This is a genomic window from Acidovorax sp. A1169, from assembly GCF_030704685.1.
Lineage (GTDB): Bacteria > Pseudomonadota > Gammaproteobacteria > Burkholderiales > Burkholderiaceae_C > Acidovorax.
Genome location: NZ_JAUZDX010000002.1, coordinates 96,753 through 113,658 on the forward strand (window position 1 = coordinate 96,753; position 16,906 = coordinate 113,658).

The 16,906-nt window shown below is 68.1% G+C and carries 17 protein-coding genes; 10 read left to right on the forward strand and 7 right to left on the reverse strand.

What is annotated here, in order from left to right; all coding sequences use genetic code 11:
- Positions 1-52 precede the first annotated feature (52 nt).
- A complete protein-coding gene (locus QYL93_RS03680; RefSeq protein ID WP_305742390.1) occupies positions 53-550 on the reverse strand; it encodes an Lrp/AsnC family transcriptional regulator in 498 nt (165 codons plus the stop codon).
- Positions 551-678: 128 nt separating this feature from the next.
- Here QYL93_RS03680 and glmS point away from each other — a divergent pair, with 128 nt between their 5' ends.
- From glmS to QYL93_RS03705, 5 genes are all read left to right on the forward strand, one after another.
- Positions 679-2,586 (forward strand): glutamine--fructose-6-phosphate transaminase (isomerizing), encoded by a 1,908-nt coding sequence (gene glmS, locus QYL93_RS03685; RefSeq protein WP_305742391.1) that lies wholly within the window; start codon positions 679-681, stop codon positions 2,584-2,586.
- A gap of 171 nt (positions 2,587-2,757) precedes the next feature.
- Positions 2,758-4,386, forward strand: coding sequence for a diguanylate cyclase (locus QYL93_RS03690; RefSeq protein WP_305742392.1), 1,629 nt, complete (start codon positions 2,758-2,760; stop codon positions 4,384-4,386).
- 218 nt (positions 4,387-4,604) lie between these two features.
- Positions 4,605-5,030, forward strand: a complete 426-nt coding sequence (locus tag QYL93_RS03695) for an organic hydroperoxide resistance protein (RefSeq protein ID WP_305742393.1) — start codon at positions 4,605-4,607, stop codon at positions 5,028-5,030.
- 273 nt (positions 5,031-5,303) lie between these two features.
- Positions 5,304-6,287 (forward strand): tripartite tricarboxylate transporter substrate binding protein, encoded by a 984-nt coding sequence (locus tag QYL93_RS03700; RefSeq protein ID WP_305742394.1) that lies wholly within the window; start codon positions 5,304-5,306, stop codon positions 6,285-6,287.
- An 8-nt stretch (positions 6,288-6,295) separates the two neighbouring features.
- Positions 6,296-7,291, forward strand: a complete 996-nt coding sequence (locus tag QYL93_RS03705) for a tripartite tricarboxylate transporter substrate binding protein (RefSeq protein WP_305742395.1) — start codon at positions 6,296-6,298, stop codon at positions 7,289-7,291.
- 18 nt (positions 7,292-7,309) lie between these two features.
- Here the strand turns inward: QYL93_RS03705 and QYL93_RS03710 are convergent, their stop codons facing one another.
- Positions 7,310-8,410, reverse strand: a complete 1,101-nt coding sequence (locus tag QYL93_RS03710; protein ID WP_305742396.1) for an NADH:flavin oxidoreductase — start codon at positions 8,408-8,410, stop codon at positions 7,310-7,312.
- Positions 8,407-8,805 (reverse strand): RidA family protein, encoded by a 399-nt coding sequence (locus tag QYL93_RS03715; protein WP_305742397.1) that lies wholly within the window; start codon positions 8,803-8,805, stop codon positions 8,407-8,409. The genes QYL93_RS03710 and QYL93_RS03715 overlap by 4 nt, the downstream gene beginning before the upstream one ends.
- A gap of 138 nt (positions 8,806-8,943) precedes the next feature.
- Between QYL93_RS03715 and QYL93_RS03720 the strand changes: the two genes are divergently transcribed.
- On the forward strand, positions 8,944-9,849 hold the full coding sequence (locus QYL93_RS03720; protein ID WP_305742398.1) for a LysR substrate-binding domain-containing protein: 906 nt from the start codon (positions 8,944-8,946) through the stop codon (positions 9,847-9,849).
- Between the two features lie 262 nt (positions 9,850-10,111).
- Here QYL93_RS03720 and QYL93_RS03725 read toward each other — a convergent pair whose 3' ends face one another.
- Positions 10,112-11,041: a LysR family transcriptional regulator gene (locus tag QYL93_RS03725; RefSeq protein WP_305742399.1), complete on the reverse strand. Its 930-nt coding sequence runs from the start codon at positions 11,039-11,041 to the stop codon at positions 10,112-10,114.
- Positions 11,042-11,151: 110 nt separating this feature from the next.
- Here QYL93_RS03725 and QYL93_RS03730 point away from each other — a divergent pair, with 110 nt between their 5' ends.
- The 4 genes from QYL93_RS03730 to QYL93_RS03745 are packed head-to-tail and all read left to right on the forward strand — an operon-like array spanning position 11,152 to position 14,437.
- On the forward strand, positions 11,152-11,997 hold the full coding sequence (locus tag QYL93_RS03730) for an intradiol ring-cleavage dioxygenase (RefSeq protein ID WP_305742400.1): 846 nt from the start codon (positions 11,152-11,154) through the stop codon (positions 11,995-11,997).
- On the forward strand, positions 11,994-12,323 hold the full coding sequence (locus tag QYL93_RS03735) for a Dabb family protein (protein WP_305742401.1): 330 nt from the start codon (positions 11,994-11,996) through the stop codon (positions 12,321-12,323). Before QYL93_RS03730 ends, QYL93_RS03735 begins: the two co-directional genes overlap by 4 nt.
- Entirely contained in the window at positions 12,320-13,420 is a 1,101-nt protein-coding gene (locus QYL93_RS03740; RefSeq protein WP_305742402.1) for a maleylacetate reductase, read from the forward strand. Before QYL93_RS03735 ends, QYL93_RS03740 begins: the two co-directional genes overlap by 4 nt.
- A 27-nt stretch (positions 13,421-13,447) precedes the next feature.
- Positions 13,448-14,437, forward strand: coding sequence for a tripartite tricarboxylate transporter substrate binding protein (locus QYL93_RS03745; RefSeq protein WP_305742403.1), 990 nt, complete (start codon positions 13,448-13,450; stop codon positions 14,435-14,437).
- An 11-nt stretch (positions 14,438-14,448) separates the two neighbouring features.
- Here QYL93_RS03745 and QYL93_RS03750 read toward each other — a convergent pair whose 3' ends face one another.
- The 3 genes from QYL93_RS03750 to QYL93_RS03760 form a co-directional block, all read right to left on the reverse strand.
- Entirely contained in the window at positions 14,449-14,937 is a 489-nt protein-coding gene (locus tag QYL93_RS03750; protein WP_305742404.1) for an Rrf2 family transcriptional regulator, read from the reverse strand.
- Between the two features lie 34 nt (positions 14,938-14,971).
- Positions 14,972-15,625, reverse strand: coding sequence for an alternative oxidase (locus QYL93_RS03755; RefSeq protein ID WP_305742405.1), 654 nt, complete (start codon positions 15,623-15,625; stop codon positions 14,972-14,974).
- Positions 15,626-15,953: 328 nt separating this feature from the next.
- Entirely contained in the window at positions 15,954-16,862 is a 909-nt protein-coding gene (locus tag QYL93_RS03760; RefSeq protein WP_305742406.1) for an EamA family transporter, read from the reverse strand.
- Between the last annotated feature and the right edge of the window lie 44 nt (positions 16,863-16,906).

Consider the following 16,906-nt stretch of genomic DNA (forward strand, 5'->3'; position numbering starts at 1 on the left):
TGGCGTGCTTTTATGGCCCGGTTGGCCCCTTGCCTTTCGGCCGGTGCGGCCGCTACCGCGCCTGCACCGGGATGGCCGTGCTGAACTTGGCGCGTTTGGTGCTGAAGAAGGCCTTCACGTTGCGCACATTGGCGTCGCCCGTGAACAGCTGCTGCGACAGCGCCAGGTAGCCCGGCATGTCGCGCGTGTGCGCTACCAGGATGAAGTCCGGGCCGGGCGAAACGCGCCAACACTGCTGCACGGCCGGGTGCGCCACCGCGTGCGCCTCGAAGGCGTCCAGCGCCTGCGCGTCCTGCCGGTCCAGCGACACTTCGACGATGCAGGCCAGGCCATGGCCCTGCACGGCGGCCAGGCGATCGGGTTGCAGCAGGGCCACCTGCCGCTCGATCAGGCCCACTTCGTGCAGCCGCTTGACCCGGCGAAGGCAGGTGGGCGGGGACACATGCACCTGCTCGGCCAGGGCCTGGTTGCTCTGGCTGGCATCGGCCTGCAGCAGGTTCAGCAAATGCAGATCAGTGTGGTCCAGCGTGATAGGTTCCGAAATTTCCATGATTTTGGAATTTTATTTCATTCAATGAAATTGGTGAAATTTAAGTTCATTTTTATATGAATATCAATCACTAATTCCAATGGGCGCTGCCTACCATTGCGCCACTTATCCAACAGGAGCAACAATCCATGTGCGGCATCGTCGGCGCGGTCTCCACGCGCAACATCGTTCCCATCCTCGTGCAGGGCCTGCAGCGGCTCGAATACCGCGGCTATGACTCGTGCGGCGTGGCCGTGCACGCCTCCAGCCTGGACGCCACGCGCCCGGCCGGCTTGCAGCGCGCCCGCAGCACGGCCCGCGTGGCTGAGCTGCTCGAGCAGGTGCAGACCGACCATGTCGATGGTGCCACCGGCATTGCCCACACCCGCTGGGCCACGCACGGTGCGCCTGCGGTGCACAACGCCCACCCGCATTTCAGCCACGGCACGGGCGATGCAGCCGGCACGCCGGGCCGCGTGGCGCTGGTGCACAACGGCATCATCGAGAACCATGAGGAACTGCGCGCCGCCCTGCAGGCCCGCGGCTATGTGTTCGCCAGCCAGACCGATACCGAAGTCATCGCCCACCTGGTGGACAGCCACTACAGCGGCGACCTGTGCGAGGCCGTGCAGGCCGCCGTGGCCCAGCTGCATGGCGCCTACGCCATCGCCGTCATGCACAAGGACGAGCCGCACCGTGTGGTGGGCGCGCGGGCAGGCTCGCCGCTGATCCTGGGCGTGGGTTCGGGCACCGGCAGCTCGGTGGCGGGCGAGCACTTTCTGGCCAGCGACGCCATGGCCCTGGCCGGCGTGACCGACCAGATTGTGTACCTGGAAGAAGGCGATTTGGTGGACCTGCAGCTGGGCCGCTACTGGATCATGGGCAAGGGCCGCGAGGCGCTCACCCCTGCGCAGCGCCCGGTGCGCACCGTGCAGGCGCACAGCGGCGCGGCCGAGCTCGGCCCATACCGGCACTACATGCAAAAGGAAATCTTCGAGCAGCCGCGCGCCATTGCCGACACGCTCGAGGGCCTGGAAGGCATCGTGCCCGAGTTGTTCGACGGGGCCGACGGCACCGCCGCCTGGCGCGTGTTCAAGGAGATCGACAGCGTTCTCATCCTGGCCTGCGGCACCAGCTACTACAGCGGCTGCGCCGCCAAGTACTGGCTCGAAGAGATCGCTGGCATCCCCACCCAGGTGGAAGTGGCCAGCGAGTACCGCTACCGCACCAGCGTGCCCAACCCGCGCAGCCTGGTGGTCACCATCACCCAGTCCGGCGAAACGGCCGATACCCTGGCCGCCCTGCGCCACGCGCAAAGCCTGGGCATGCAGCACACGCTGACCATCTGCAACGTGGCCACCAGCGCCATGGTGCGCGAGTGCAAGTTGGCCTACATCACCCGCGCCGGGGTGGAGATCGGCGTGGCCAGCACCAAGGCCTTCACCACCCAGCTGGCCGGGCTGTTTTTGCTCACGCTGGCGCTGGCCCAGTCCAAGGGCCGCCTCACGGCCGAGCAGGAGGCCGCCCACCTCAAGGCCATGCGCCACCTGCCCGTGGCGCTGCAGGCCGTGCTCGCGCTCGAACCCCAGGTCATCAGCTGGGCCGAGGACTTCGCGCGCATGGAAAACGCGCTGTTCCTGGGTCGTGGGCTGCACTACCCGATCGCGCTCGAAGGTGCCTTGAAGCTCAAGGAGATCAGCTATATCCACGCCGAGGCCTACCCCGCCGGCGAGCTCAAGCACGGCCCCCTGGCCCTGGTCACCAGCGCCATGCCCGTGGTCACCGTGGCGCCCAACGATGCGCTGCTGGAAAAGCTCAAGAGCAACATGCAGGAAGTGCGCGCCCGCGCCGGCGTGCTCTACGTGCTGGCCGATGCCGACACCCGCATCGAGAGCAGCGAAGGCATCCACGTGATCCGCATGCCCGAGCACTACGGCCCGCTGAGCCCGCTGCTGCACGTGGTGCCGCTGCAGCTCCTGGCCTACCACACGGCCTGTGCGCGCGGGACCGATGTGGACAAGCCACGCAACCTGGCCAAGAGTGTGACGGTGGAGTAACGGCGCGTTTGTCGCTGCCGCCACTACCCTTGTCTGCGGCAGGTGGGCCCGCGGGGGCGGGCTTCCATGCGGCCTTTTGCAGCGGGAATGACCGGGGCCCGGTCTCTGTGCGATATTCACGGGAGCCCGTTCTGGAAACAGCCAACCCCGCAGCACCAGGCGCCACAGACCATGGAACGCACAGACCAACTCCTGGCCGACCTGAAGGAATGCGAAGCCGCCAGTCTGGTGGGTGCCCATGACGTAGGGATCGAGATTGCGGCGCGTGCCTTGAAAACCGCCAAGGAGTGCGGGTTGCTGCCCGAAGCCGCGTTGGCTGCAGCCTGGCTGGCCGAGCACCAACTGCGCCGGGGCGAGAGCGAAAAGGCGGCCGAGAGCGCCCTTGCCGCCCTGGCGGATGCCGATGCGCTCGGGTTGCATGGGGTCGGGATCAAGCTGCGCAACACCTTGACCCGGGCCTGTTGCCAACTCGGTCGGGCTGACGAAGCGCTGCCCGAGGCAATGCAAGCGCTGGGGCGGGCGCGCACGCTGGGTGCGCCCGGGCTGGTATCGCGCAGCCTCTCCAGCCTGGCTGGCGTGGTGGAGTTGCTGGGCGACCATCCGCATGCGATCACCCTGCTGCACAAGGCGGATGAAGAGGCCCAGCGCGACAGGGACAAGGTGGCGCAATTCGCCGCCGTCGTGAATCTCGCGGGCGCACTGTGCCGGTCCGGGCGCAAGCTCGCCCATCTGCCGGGCCCGCTGGCGCCGACCGAAGCGCAGGCTGCGGATCTGCGCGAAGCCCTGGCCGTGGTGCAGCGGGCGACGGCGCTCGCGCGGGGGCATGTCCGTTGGGAAATGGTTTGCGCCGAGATCGAATGCCTTGCCCTGGAAGCCCTGGGGCGGCTGCAGGAGATGCGCGCAGCGATCGATCGGCACCGGGCATTCGCCATCCAGGCGAAGGCCCCGGATGCCCGAGCAGAAAACGAACTCCTTAACGCGGACTGGCTGTTGGCCAGCGGGCGTGCGGTCGAGGCCTGCGAAGCGCTGGACCACCGGGTGGATGCGGCCGCGGCCCAGAGAAACGAAGGATGCCGCCGGTGGTGGTGGAGATCCAGGTACCGTGCCTTCAAGGCCGCTGGCTCCGATGCACAGGCACTGGCGGCACTGGAGTCCATGATGGTCCAGGTGCGCCGCGACCGTGAACTCAGCCTGAACGCCCAGGCGCGCGTGCTGTTGGGCGAGGTGAGGATGGAAGTTGCCCAGCAGGAACTCGCGCAGTTGCGGCTCGAAGCCGAAGAACTGCGCGAGCGCGCCGATGTGGCGACACAGAAATCCCTGCTCGACCCGCTCACCGGACTGGCCAATCGGCGGGCACTGGACGCCCGCCTGATGGCCGTGCTGCCGATGCGGCATGGGCAGGCGGAGGGCTTTTCGCTGGCCATCATCGACATTGACCACTTCAAGCAGATCAACGATGGCTGGGGCCACGACGTCGGAGACGCCGTGCTGCGCGAGATCGCCAAGTTGCTGACCGGCGGCGTGAGGGGTGGCGACTTCGTGGCGCGCATTGGCGGCGAGGAGTTCGTCATTCTGCTCTGGGGGCAGGCATTGGCGGATGCCTCCCTGGTGTGCGAACGGCTCCGGCAGCAGGTGCAGGCACATGACTGGTCCCGGTTCGTGCCGGGGCGGGATGTGACTGTCAGCATGGGGCTGACCTGTGCCCAGCCTCTGGACGATGCGGCCCAACTTCTGCGGCGTGCCGACCAATGGATGTACACGGCCAAGCGCGAAGGGCGCAACCGATTGCAGGCAGGATGATGCGGGCCCTGGCTGGTGGACGGCCACCAGGCGGCAGCGGTTCCAGGGGCTGTTTATCACCCCGGTGCGCGAAGCACGCGGCAGGGAGTTTTGTATGGTTTTGTACGCAGCCCTTGGCCTGGCTACATTGGGCCAAGAAGCTGCGGGGATGGAGCGACGTCCGGTTCAACAATCCGGTCGTCATCTCGACAAACACCCACTCCCTCAAGGACCGCACCATGACCGCAGCAGCAACCGAAGCAAAAGTTCTCTACACCGGCCGCACGCACACCACCGGCGGCCGCACCGGCGCCTCGCGCAGCGACGATGGCCGGCTGGACATTGCACTCACGCGCTTCGGCACCGTGGGCCAGGGCACCAACCCCGAACAGTTGTTCGCTGCGGGCTGGTCGGCCTGCTTCATGGGCGCCATGGCGCGCGCTGCCCAGGCCGTGGGCGTGCGGCTGCCGGAAGACCTGGCCGTGGATGCTGAAGTGGACCTGGTGCAGGGGCCTGGCGGCTTTGCGCTGGCGGCACGCCTGAAGGTCAGCGTCCCTGGCGTCGAACATGCCAAGGCCCTGGCCATCGTGGAAGGTGCGCACCAGCTGTGCCCCTATTCCAGGGCGACTCGCGGCAACATCCAGGTCGATCTGTCCGTCGCCTGAATTTTCCGCGCTTCGCCATGCCCTGGCCCACACACCAAAGAAGTTCGTGTTCCCATGGCGGATGCGGACGCCGAAGGCAACGGAGCCGCGTACCGTGGACCAGATTCCGTTCAAGCCCTCCAACGGGTCCAGGCGCAGGGCCCTGCCGGTATTGAAGACAGGCCTATCTGTTAGGCCCCATCCGGCGTAGCGAGCCGGGCACCTGCCGGTCAGAATGGGGCGGGTGCCGTCGCGGCCCGCGACAGGACAACAACGACAACACCAGGAGACCCCATGCGCCTTGCCTTTCCCCCTGCACGCCGATCGGTGCTGGCCCTGCTCATCGTGCTGGCACTGCCCGGCGCCTGGGCCCAGGCGCCGGCCTATCCCGACAGGCCCATCAAGCTGGTGGTGGGCTACCCGGCCGGCGGCGCGGTGGACATCGTCGCGCGCACGGTGGGCCAGGCCATGTCCGTCAGCATGGGCCAGCCCATCGTCATCGAGAACAAGCCCGGCGCCGGCACCAACATCGCGGTGAAGTCCGTGATCAGCGCGGCGCCTGACGGCTACACGCTGATGCTCGCGGCCAACGCACTGGCGGCCAACATGGCGCTGTACCAGCCCGCGCCGTTCGATGCCGAGAAGGACCTGGTGCTGATCTCGCAGGTGGGGCGGGTGCCCGTGGTCATCGCGGCCAACCCATCGGTTCCGTACAACACCGTGGCGCAGCTCATCGCGGCGGCCAAGGCCAAGCCCGATGGCATCGCCTTCGCCAGCCCGGGCAACGGCGCCACGCCGCACATGGCGGTGGAGCTGTTCGCCAAGGCGGCCGGCATTGAACTGCAGCACGTGCCCTACCGCGGCGGCGGACCGGCCATCACCGACACCATCGGCGGCCAAGTGCCGCTGGTCGCAGTCAATGCGCTGGAGGCCCTGCCGCATGTGAAGAGCGGCAAAATCAAGGTGCTGGCCGCGCTGAGCGCCAACCGCACCAGCATCTTCCCGGACGTGCCGACCATTGCCGAGTCCGGCTACCCCGGCTTCGAAGCCTCGGTCTGGTACGGCCTGGTCGCGCCTGCAGGCACACCCAAGGCCATCACCGACAGACTGCATGCCGAAGTGCAGAAGGCACTCGGGCAGCCTGAGGTCAAGGCGCGCATGACCGGCGTGGGCGGCGAGGTCACGCCCGGCAGCAGCGCGCAGTTTGCCGCGCTGGTGCGCTCCGAACGCCAGCGCTACGAAAAGCTGGTCAAGGAAACCGGCATCAAGCCGGATTGAACAAGCCCATGGCTGACTTCCTGCCCCGGCGCCGATTCCTGCCTCTGCTGGGTCTGCCCTTGCTCGCCATGGCGCGGCTTGCACATGCGGCGGCCGACTTTCCCTCGCGGCCCGTGCGCATCATCGTGCCCTTCACGCCCGGGGGCTCCAGCGACATCCTGGCGCGGGCCGTGGGGCTGGAACTGGGTCAGTCGCTGGGACAGCCGGTGATCGTGGAGAACGTTCCGGGCGCGGGTGGAACCTTGGGCTCCGAGCGTGCCCTCCGCTCGCCGCCCGACGGCCACACCCTCTTCATGGGCCACACCGGCACGCTGGCGGTCAACCCCTGGCTGTACCCGCAGCTCGGCTTCGATCCGCTCAAGGCGTTCGCGCCCGTGGCGCTGGTGGCCCGGGTGCCCAACGTGCTGGTGCTCGACCCCTCGGTGCCGGCCAGCAACCTGACCGAGCTGGTGGCGTACTCGCAATCGCACCCTGAGCGGCTGGCCTATGGCTCCGGCGGCAATGGCAGTGCTGCGCACCTGGCGATGGAGTTGCTCAAGCTGCAGACGGGCCTGAAGGCCCTGCACGTGCCCTACAAGGGCACGGCACCGTCGGTGAACGACTTGCTCGCGGGCCAGGTGCAGATGCTGTTCACCGGCGTACCCGCGCTGCTGCCCCACATCAAGGCCGGCAAGATCCGGCCCCTGGCCGTGTCGGGCCGCCAGCGCCTGTCCCAGCTGCCCGAGGTCCCCACGGTCGGGCAATCCGGTGTGCCGGGCACACAGGGCTTCGAGGCCGACCAGTGGTACGGCCTGGTCGCCCCCGCGCGCACGCCAGCCGAGGTGGTGCAGCGGCTCAACGCGCGCACCAACGATGCCCTGGGGGCGCCGGCTGTGGCCCAGCGCCTGGGCAGCGAAGGGGCCGAGCCGACACCGGCCACGGCCCCGGCGTTCGGCGCCCTGATCGCCAGGGAAAAGGCCCGGTGGGAAGCCGTGGTCAAGGCCGCCGGGGTGAAGGCCGAGTAGTGCCACGCAGCCCTTCGATCACCCGGTTGTGTCTGCGGTCTCGCATTCCGCCGCCTTGAGGTCGCCCAGTGGTGACAGCAGTGCCGGATCGAACGCGCGCGGGGCCAAGCCATCGCGCAGGCGCTGCGGCCAGTCGGGGTTGGCGAGCGCGCCGCGGCCCAGGGCCACGAGGTCGGCGCCATCGTCCAGTGCATTCGCGGCCCGCGCGGGATCGTGCAGGCCGCCGTTGGCGATGAGGGTGACACCCGGCGCATGGCGGCGCGCCAGGTGCACCAGGCTGGCGCCCGCATCGGCGAAGGCCGGCCGCCAGGCCTCGAATGCGGTGACGTGCAGGTAGTCCGCGCCCGACTGGGCGAGGGCGCTGAACACGGTGGCCGCACCGCCCTCGGTCTCGGGCCAGCGGTGGCTGAAGTCATTGACCTTGCCCTGCGAGATGCGCAGCCCGACCGGCGATGTGGTGCCCAGCTCTTGCTTCACGCCCTGCACCACCTCGCAGGCCAGCCGCACGCGCTGGCCGATGGCGCCGCCCCAGCCATCGCTGCGGGTGTTGGTATGGCCTGTGAGGAACTGGTCGAGCAGGTAGCCATTGGCGCCGTGGACCTCCACGCCGTCGAAGCCGGCCACCTCCACGGCGAGCCGCGCCGCCTGGCGAAAGCCGGCAATGGCCTCGGCGATGTCGGTTTCGGTCATCGCCACGGGCACCGGGTAGAGGCCTTGGCCGCGGTAAAGCGCCATCTGCTGCCCCAGCGGGCGCACCGCCGAAGGCCCCGCCGTGTGGCCGCGAAAACGGTTGTACTGCGACAACGCGCCCGCATGCATGAGCTGTGCGAACACGCGCCCGCCCGCCGCGTGGATGGCCTGCACCACGGGGCGCCAGGCCTGCGCCCGGTCGCTCAGCCCCGGCTGGTGGGCATAGCCCTGCGCAAAGGCCTGGTCGGTGTAGATGCCTTCGGTGACCACCAGGCCGAAGCCACCCTGGGCAAAGCGCGCGTAGTAGCGCGACATGCGCTCCGTGGCCTCGCCCGTTGGTGTTGCGCTGACGCGCGTCATGGGCGCGACCACCAGGCGGTTGGGCAGTTCCAGGCTGCCGATGCGGACGGGCGACAGCAGCCGCGTCATGCCTGCGCTCCAGGGAGGGTGGCGATGGCCTCGATCTCGATCATCGCCTCGGGCGAGTACAGGCCCGAGACCTCGACGATGGTGTCGGCCGGGTAGGGCGCAGAAAACCATTTCCGGCGCAGCTCCACGATCTTCGGAAAGTGCGCCATGGAGGTCAGGAAGATCGTGACCTTCGCCACATGGCGCAGGTCCGTGCCGGCGGCCTTGAGAACGCGGTCGAGGTTTTGGAAGGCCTGTTCAGCCTGGGCATCGAAGTCGCCCTTGCCGACGATGGCGCCGTCGTCGCCAATGGCCGCCTGGCCCGAGACGAAGACCAGGTTGCCCAGGGCAATAGCCTGTGATAGCAGGAAGGGGGCATAGGGGTCGGGCTGGGTGTGGACTTGCGTGAGTGGCATGATGGCTTCCTTGATGGATGAACGGGGTTGTGTCATGTATCTGTGAGAGTGATGACATGCCGCCAGTGTCCAGAAGCCGAGAGAGTCCGACAAAGGCTGATTTCTCAGCCGACAGATGAGTAGAACTAAACTGTCGCCATGCGCAGACTTCCCCCTTTGGGCGCCATGCGGGTGTTCGAGGCCGCCGCCCGGCGGCTGAGCTTCAAGGACGCGGCCGACGAGCTGCATGTCACCCCCACGGCGGTGAGCCACCAGATCAAGCTGCTGGAGGAGCACCTGGCCGTGCGCCTGTTCGAGCGCGGCACGCGCCAGGTGTCGCTGACGGCTGCGGGGCACCAGCTGTTTCCCGTGCTGCGCGATGGGCTGGACAGCTTCGAGCGCGCGGTCGAGCGCGTGCGCCGCACCGAGGGCCAGGCGCAGACGGCCACGCTGTCATCGACCGTGGCCTTCATGGCCAAGGTGCTGGCGCCGCGCGTCGGCTCGTTCAGCACACAGCACCCGGGCTGGGCCTTGCGCCTGGACGCCAGCCACCGGGTGGTGGACCTCGACACCGAGGCCGACGCTGCCATCCGCTACGGCAACGGGCGCTATGCCGACATGGTGGTGGAGCCCTTGTTCCAGGACCGCTTTGCCCCCGTGTGCACCCCCGCCCTGGGGGCAGTGGCGCTGCGCGACCTGGGTGCCGTGCCGCTGATTCATTTCGAATGGGGCCAGGCGCCGCGCGACGAGTCGCTCGCGCCGGTCTGGCGCACCTGGCTGCAGCAGGCAGGGCTGGTCGGCGACGCGCCCCCGGATGCGGGGCTGTCGTTCACCGAGGAGATGCATGCCGTGCAGGCCACCGTGGCGGGCCAGGGCGTGGGCCTGCTCAGCCTGACGCTGGTGGCAGACGAGCTGCGCTCGGGCGTGCTGGTCCAGCCCTTCGCGCTCGCGGTGGACAGCTACCGCTACGACCTGGTCTACAGCCCACGCGCGGCCGACCGGCCGGCCACGCAGATGCTGCGCAGCTGGGTGCACAGCCAGTTCGGCACCCGGGCAGTCCACTGAAACCGAGAAATTGGCTGTGCGCCGGGGTGGCAGCGGGATGCAGCGCAAGGCGCGGGCTGCGGCCAAGGCTGGCCGCCTTGGCAAAGCCCGCAACGCCGCGATGCGCCCGCTGCCACCCCGGCCCGCAGGGTGAGGGTCTGGCAGGGCCGCACTCGTCGTTGCCGTGCTCGCCGGGTGTGCAACCCGGCTGCGCCCGCCGCCTAGATTGCGGCCCTGCCAGACCCTCACGCACAGCCGATTTCTCGGTTTCAGTGGACTAGGTTCAGCGCAGGCCCATGTAGCTGGTCCACTTGCGCTCGTAGTTGTTCTTCTCGAACTCTTCAGCCATGAAGTCGATGAAGGAGCGCACCTTGGCCGAGAGGTGCTTGCGGCTCGGGTAAGCGATGTTGATCTGGATGCGCGGCAGGTCCCAGTCGTTGAGCACGGGCACCAGCCGCCCGGCCACGATGTCGTCGTAGACGATGTAGCTCGGCTGCACCAGGATACCCAGCCCGCTCAGCGCCGCGGCGCGCAGCACCTGGCCATCGTTCGATTCGAGCAGACCCTGGATGGGCACGGCGCAGCTTTCCGCGCCGCGGCTCAGGCGCAGCTCGTGTGCATGGTTGGCGTAGACGTAGATCAAAAAGTCGTGCGCGGCCAGTTCGTCCGGCGACTGGGGCATGCCGCGCGATGCCAGGTAGGCCGGCGATGCGCACAGCACCCGGCGCGTGGAGGCCAGCTTGCGGATGGTGATGCTGCTGTCGGGCTCAAACTCGCGGTTGCGGATCGCCACGTCGATGCCGTTTTCGATCATGTCCAGGTAGCGGTTGGCCGCCTCGATGTGCACGCGCACCTGCGGGTACAGCCGGTGGTACTGCGCCAGGCGCGGGGCGATCAATTGCATCGAGAACGACAGCGAGGCGCTGACGCGCAGCACCCCCGAAGGCTTGAGCGTGCTGGAGTTGATGGCCGTCTCTGCGTCCTGCAGCTCGGCGAGCACGGCGCGTGCGCGCTCGTAGAACTCCTGGCCTTCGCTCGTCAGGTACAGCCGCCGGGTGTTGCGCTCCACCAGTCGCGCCTTGAGCCGGCCTTCGAGCGACGCCAGGTGGCGGCTGGCTGCGGGGTTGGACAACCCCAGTGCCTCGGCCGCACCGCCCATGCTGCCCACCTCGGCGACCTTAATGAACAACTCCAACTCGGTAAGGCGGTCCATATTTTCATTTATTGGAAATCTTCATTCCATTTTGACCTGTTTATATTGTTTTGTGGAAATCATACAGTCCGGTCTCACAGCCAGCGAACACCACGGCGGAGACAGGAACCATGCGCAACCTCGACCAGGACAACATCACCCAGGCGGTCATCGCCAGCTTTGCGGGCACTGCCGACCCGCGCCTGAAGCAAATTCTCATCAGCCTGGTGCAGCACCTGCATGCCTTTGCCCGCGAGGTGGAGCTGACCGAGGGCGAGTGGTTCAAAGGCATCGAGTTCCTCACCCGCTGCGGCCATATCACCGACGACAAGCGCCAGGAGTTCATCCTGCTGTCGGACGTGCTGGGCCTGTCCATGCTCAACGTGGCCATGAACAACCACAAGCCCGAAGGCTGCACCGAGGCCACGGTGTTCGGCCCCTTCTATGTGAAGGACGCACCGCAGTACGAACTGGGCGCCGACATCGCCAACGGCGCCAAGGGCACGCCCTGCCAGGTGCGCGGCACGGTGCGTGGCACGCGGGGCGAGGCCATTGCAGGCGCCACGCTCGATGTCTGGCAGTCCGACGACGACGGCCTGTACGACGTGCAGCACGAGGCGCTGGAGCAGGCGCAGACGCGCGGGCAGCTGCGTGCCGACGGCGAGGGCCGCTACCACTTTCGCTCCATCGTCGCCGTGCCCTACGCCATTCCGCACGACGGGCCCGTGGGCGCCATGCTGCAGGCCACCGGCCGCCACCCCTGGCGCCCGGCGCACCTGCACTTCATGGTGAAGGCGCCGGGCTACGAGACGCTGATCACCCACGTCTTCCGGCAGGACAGCGACTACCTCGACTCCGACGCGGTGTTCGGTGTGCGCCAGTCCCTGGTGTGCGACTGGGCCCTGCAACCCGATGGCAGCTACCTGCTCGCGTACGACTTCGTGCTCAACCCTGCCAAGGCGGGAGTCCCTGCATGAGCCACATCACCCGCAGCACCATCCGCCACATCGTGATGTGGAATGTACAGGGCGACACACCCGCCGAACGGCAGCACAACATCGAGCGCCTGTGCGCCAGCTTCGGCAGCCTCAAGGGGCGCATCCCTGGGCTGCGGCACCTGGAAATCGGCGTGGACGTGAGCCGCACCGGCTACGCCTGCGACGTGGTGCTCTACAGCGAGTTCGATTCGCCCGAGGCCCTGGCCGCCTATGCCGAGCACCCCGAGCACCTGCGGGTGCGCGCGGAGCTGGGCGCCATGCGCACCGCGCGCTACCAGGTGGACTACCCGGTCACTGCGGCATGAGTGCGCCGCTGGAGAACCACCCCATGCACGACTTCATCTACCGCCACCAGTCGCCGCGCACCGTGTTCGGCGCCGGGGCGCTGGCCCACCTCGAACGCGAGATCGCCCTGCTTGGCGCGCGGCGCGCCCTGGTGCTGTGCACGCCCGGGCAGGTGGCCCAGGCCCAGCAGGTGGCAGACCGCCTGGGTGCGCGCGCGGCTGGCGTCTTCGCCCGGGCCGAGATGCATGTGCCCATCGAGGCCGCGCGGGCGGCGCGCGACGAGGCGCGCCGGCTGGGGGCCGACTGCGCCGTCGCCATCGGCGGCGGCTCCACCATCGGCCTGGGCAAGGCGATTGCGCTCGAATCGGGCCTGCCCATCCTGGCCATACCGACCACCTACGCAGGCAGCGAGATGACGCCGATCTACGGCATCACCGAAGCCGGCCTCAAGACCACCGGCCGCGATGCCCGAGTGATGCCGCGCACGGTGATCTACGACCCCGAGCTCACGCTGTCGCTGCCCGTGCCGCTGAGCATCACCAGCGGCATCAATGCCATGGCCCATGCGGTGGAGGGCCTGTACGCGCAGGACAGCAACCCTGTCATGGACCTGATCGCCGAAGAGGGCATCCGCGCGCTGGCCCAGGCGCTGCCGGCCCTGCACCGCGACGGAGCGGACCGCACGGCGCGCAGCGATGCCCTGTACGGCGCCTGGCTGTGCGGCAGCGTGCTGGGCAATGTCAGCGTGGCCCTGCACCACAAGCTGTGCCACACCCTGGGCGGCAGCTTCAACCTGCCGCACGCCGAGACCCACACCGTGGTGCTGCCCCATGCGCTGGCCTTCAACCTGGGCCATGTGCCCGATGCCGCGCAGCGCATCGCGCGCGCCCTTGGCGTGGACCCGGGCGACGTGGCCGGCGCGCTGTTCGACCTGGCAGAGGACTTGGGCGCGCCCGTGGCCCTGCGTGACCTGGGCCTGCGCGAAGCCGACCTCGACACGGCCTGCGACCTGGCCCTGACCCAGCAGTACCCCAACCCCCGGCCGCTGGAGAAGGGCGCCGTGCGCCATCTGCTGCAAATGGCCTACGAGGGGCGAAGACCCGCGCCATTGCCGTAACGAACCACCATTCCACAGGAGACAAGCATGACAACGACAGCAACCCAACCATCCCCCCGTCGTCGCCTCATGGGGCTGGCGCTGCTCGCGCTGGCGCCGTGCCTAGCCACCCCGGCCCTGGCGCAGGACAAGTACCCGAGCCGCCCCATCAAGGTGATCGTGCCCTTCCCGGCCGGCACCGCGCCCGACGTGATGGCGCGCTTCTGGGCCGAGCGGCTGTCCAAGGCCGTGGGCCAGGGCGTCATCGTCGACAACCGGCCGGGCGCCAGCACCATAGTCGGCACGCAGCAGTTCGTGGCTGCGCCGGCCGATGGCTACACCTTCCTGTACACCGCCAGCGGCACGATCTCGATCAACCCCTATGTCTACAAGAAGCTGCCCTACCAGGTGGGCGACCTGGTGCCGGTGATCCAGACCCTGTCGATCCCGCTGGTGATCACGGTGGCCAACAGCTCGCCGTTCAAGACCTTGCCGGACCTCATCAAGGAGGCCAAAGACAAGCCGGGCAAGGTGAGCTATGCGTCCTATGGCGTGGCGACGGCGCCGCATGTGTCCATGGCGCATTTCGCCAACAGCGCCAACGTTGCGATGAACCATGTGCCCTACAAGGACGGCGGGCTCAATGACATCGTGGGCGGCACGGTGGACACGGCCTTCAGCCCCATTGCCGACGTGCTGCAGTTCATCCGCACGGGCCGGGTGCGGGCGCTGGCCGTGTCGAGCCGCCAGCGCCTCGAATCCCTGCCCCAGGTGCCCACCGTGGCCGAGACCTTCCCGGGCTTCGAGGGCGACTCCTGGCATGGCATCTTTGCCCTGAAGGGCACGCCGCAGGCCGCCATCGACATGGTGGCGGCCGCGTCGCAGAAGATCGTGGCGTCCGACGAGTACAAAAAGTACCTGGGCAGCATGGGCCTGGTGCCCATCGGCGGAACGCCCGAGGCCTTTGCCAGTGTGCTGCAGGTGGACGGCAAGCGCTGGGTCAACGTCATCAAGGGCAACAACATCACCCTGGACTGAGGGGGGCTTGCTCAGGCGTGGCCGCGGTCCGCTGCGGCCGGACGCTGCGCCAGCCCCTTCCAGGTGACGGGTTGCCACAGCGCCAGCTGCGCCAGCGCCGGGCTGGTGTTGACCAGGTCGGCGATCGAATAGCGGTCGAGCTCGCGCAGGAAGACTTCGGTGGCCTGCCGCAGGGCCACCTCCAGGCCGCAGCCGGCGGTCAGTACGCAGTGGTTGTCCTCGCCCATGCATTCCACCAGTGCGAAGTCGGCCTCCAGCCGGCGCACCACCTCGCCGAGCGAGAGCTTGCGCGGGTCCACCGCCAGGCGCATGCCGCCATTGCGGCCGCGCACCGTGTCCACCCAGCCCGTCTTGCCCAGCGCATGGGTGACCTTCATCAGGTGGGCCTGCGAGATGCCAAAGGCCTCGGTGATGTCGGCAATGGTGACCAGGGCCTCGGTGCGCGAAGCCAGCACGAGCAGCACGCGCAGAGAGTAGTCGGTGAACAGGGTCAGGCGCATGGGGCAGGGCAGGGTGGCATTGCGCCGGATTGTCTCAGTTGGCGTGCTGCACGGCTGCGGTGCCGTCCAGCGCATCGGCAAACCCGTGGTTCACGTCGCGGTGGCCCGCCTCGTCGGCACGCACGGCCAGCACCACATCGCGCAGCCGGGCATCGGCCGGCAGGTTCCAGTAGGCGATGGCCAGGGCCGGGGCGGGAATATTCTCCACGCGGCCTGCGTCGATCTCCTCCAGGTACAGGGTGTAGCTGACCACCGCCTGTTCTTCGAAATAGCCCACCAGCCGGTGTGCCGTGCGCGATGAGACCAGGTACAGAGCAAAGAAGAAGACGAAGAACACGGCCTGGGTCAGCAGCACCACGGCGCGTTCGAACCCGTTGGGCTTGGCGATCTGCACAAAGGTCATCAGGTGCATGCGCTCGTTCTCGGCTTCGTCGAGCAGGGTGCGGATCCAGCCTGCGTCGTCCACCATCCAGCGCAGGCAGCGCAGGTGCACGAGCATGCCGCCCACCATGCCGGGGACAGCGGCTACGGTTTCCAGAACAATGGCGCGGTTGCCGTAGCGCTTGGCGAAGAAGGTGTCGGCCAGGAAGCGCAGCGCGAGCGTGATGGACAGGGCCACGCGGTCAGAGAAGCCGTTGGCGGTGTGGTGCGAGTCGAGGTTGCCAGCGAGGTCGTTGTCGTGGGTCATGGTGCATTCCAGTAGTGGCGCTGGGATCGAATGGCCAGGGTTCTGGATGGTTTGCTGCCTACCGCGCCGCGTAAACATGTATTTAATGTATATGTTTTAAGAGCCAATGTCAATTCAGCAGACCTGTTGCGCCAGGAGCCTGTCGGACTTGGAGCGTCGAAAGCGAAAATCGGCCCCAGCGAGGACAGTTTTTGCCGGATTCGCAGTCCCATAGCCAGGCTATGGGGCAAGAAGACGGTGAAAAATGGACCGCTGCGGCCGATTTGCAGCCAACGATTTCCAGGTCCGACAGGCTCCTAAGCATGCCGCAGTATCACCGCGCCGTTGCTCAGGTCCCGGGCCGCAGCCGCGCCAGCAGCGGTGCGCCGAAGAGGTTGACGAACAGCCCCAGCATCAGCAACGCGCCACCCGCGAAGTGCACCGGCTGCAGTTTCTCGCCAAAGGCCAGCCAGCCGGTGGTCAGGCCCACCAGCGGCACCAGCAGCGTGAAGGGCGCCACGCGGTTGATGGGGTAGCGCGAGAGCAGGAAGGTCCACACCCCATAGCCGAACAGCGTGGCCGCCCAGGCGAGGTAGGCCACCGAGGCGAAGGACGCCAGGCTGAAGCCCTGCAGCGCTGCGGAGATGGCGGCAGGCCCTTCGATCAGGAGCGACAGCGCCAACAGCGGCAGCGGTGGCACCAGGCTGGCCCAGACCACGAAGGCCAACTGGTTCATGGGTCCGTGGCGGCCCACGGCCCGGCTCACGATATTGCCGCAGGCCCACATGGCCGCAGCGGCCACCGTGAGCAGAAAACCCAGCAGCGGCATCGAGGCGCCATGCGCGCTGCCGATCAGCACCAGCCCCCCGGCCGCCAGCAGCAGGCCCGCCAACTGGTTGCCCTGCCAGCGCTCGCGCAGCCACAGGGCCGTGAGCACCAGCGTGAAGAACGACTGCGACTGCAGCACCAGCGAGGCCAGGCCCGAGGGCATGCCCACGTGGATGGCGCTGAACAGAAAGGCGAACTGCCCCACCGACATGGTCAGACCGAAGGCCAGGTACAGCCGCAGCGGCACCTTGGGCGCCTTGAAGAAAAGCAGCGCGGGGAAGGCCGCGAGCATGAAGCGCAGCGCCCCCAGCAGCAGCGGCGGCACGCCGGCCAGGCCGACCTTGATGACGGCGAAGTTGACACCCCAGACAAGGATCACGAGCAGCGCGAGCACCAGGTCGCGCGGGCGCAGGGCGGCGGGCGCGCTCATGCGGCGGACCTTGGACAGGCTGAACAGAGGGGGTGGGGCAGGGG

Excerpts from the sequence above, each read along its gene's own strand:
- QYL93_RS03750 (WP_305742404.1), bottom strand. The coding sequence starts at position 14,937 with ATGCGCCTGACCCTGTTCACCGACTACTCTCTGCGCGTGCTGCTCGTG.
- glmS (WP_305742391.1), top strand. The coding sequence starts at position 679 with ATGTGCGGCATCGTCGGCGCGGTCTCCACGCGCAACATCGTTCCCATC.
- QYL93_RS03690 (WP_305742392.1), top strand. The coding sequence starts at position 2,758 with ATGGAACGCACAGACCAACTCCTGGCCGACCTGAAGGAATGCGAAGCC.
- QYL93_RS03760 (WP_305742406.1), bottom strand. The coding sequence starts at position 16,862 with ATGAGCGCGCCCGCCGCCCTGCGCCCGCGCGACCTGGTGCTCGCGCTG.
- QYL93_RS03710 (WP_305742396.1), bottom strand. The coding sequence starts at position 8,410 with ATGACGCGGCTGCTGTCGCCCGTCCGCATCGGCAGCCTGGAACTGCCC.
- QYL93_RS03680 (WP_305742390.1), bottom strand. The coding sequence starts at position 550 with ATGGAAATTTCGGAACCTATCACGCTGGACCACACTGATCTGCATTTG.
- QYL93_RS03725 (WP_305742399.1), bottom strand. The coding sequence starts at position 11,041 with ATGGACCGCCTTACCGAGTTGGAGTTGTTCATTAAGGTCGCCGAGGTG.
- QYL93_RS03705 (WP_305742395.1), top strand. The coding sequence starts at position 6,296 with ATGGCTGACTTCCTGCCCCGGCGCCGATTCCTGCCTCTGCTGGGTCTG.
- QYL93_RS03695 (WP_305742393.1), top strand. The coding sequence starts at position 4,605 with ATGACCGCAGCAGCAACCGAAGCAAAAGTTCTCTACACCGGCCGCACG.
- QYL93_RS03700 (WP_305742394.1), top strand. The coding sequence starts at position 5,304 with ATGCGCCTTGCCTTTCCCCCTGCACGCCGATCGGTGCTGGCCCTGCTC.
- QYL93_RS03715 (WP_305742397.1), bottom strand. The coding sequence starts at position 8,805 with ATGCCACTCACGCAAGTCCACACCCAGCCCGACCCCTATGCCCCCTTC.
- QYL93_RS03740 (WP_305742402.1), top strand. The coding sequence starts at position 12,320 with ATGAGTGCGCCGCTGGAGAACCACCCCATGCACGACTTCATCTACCGC.
- QYL93_RS03730 (WP_305742400.1), top strand. The coding sequence starts at position 11,152 with ATGCGCAACCTCGACCAGGACAACATCACCCAGGCGGTCATCGCCAGC.
- QYL93_RS03755 (WP_305742405.1), bottom strand. The coding sequence starts at position 15,625 with ATGACCCACGACAACGACCTCGCTGGCAACCTCGACTCGCACCACACC.
- QYL93_RS03720 (WP_305742398.1), top strand. The coding sequence starts at position 8,944 with ATGCGCAGACTTCCCCCTTTGGGCGCCATGCGGGTGTTCGAGGCCGCC.
- QYL93_RS03735 (WP_305742401.1), top strand. The coding sequence starts at position 11,994 with ATGAGCCACATCACCCGCAGCACCATCCGCCACATCGTGATGTGGAAT.
- QYL93_RS03745 (WP_305742403.1), top strand. The coding sequence starts at position 13,448 with ATGACAACGACAGCAACCCAACCATCCCCCCGTCGTCGCCTCATGGGG.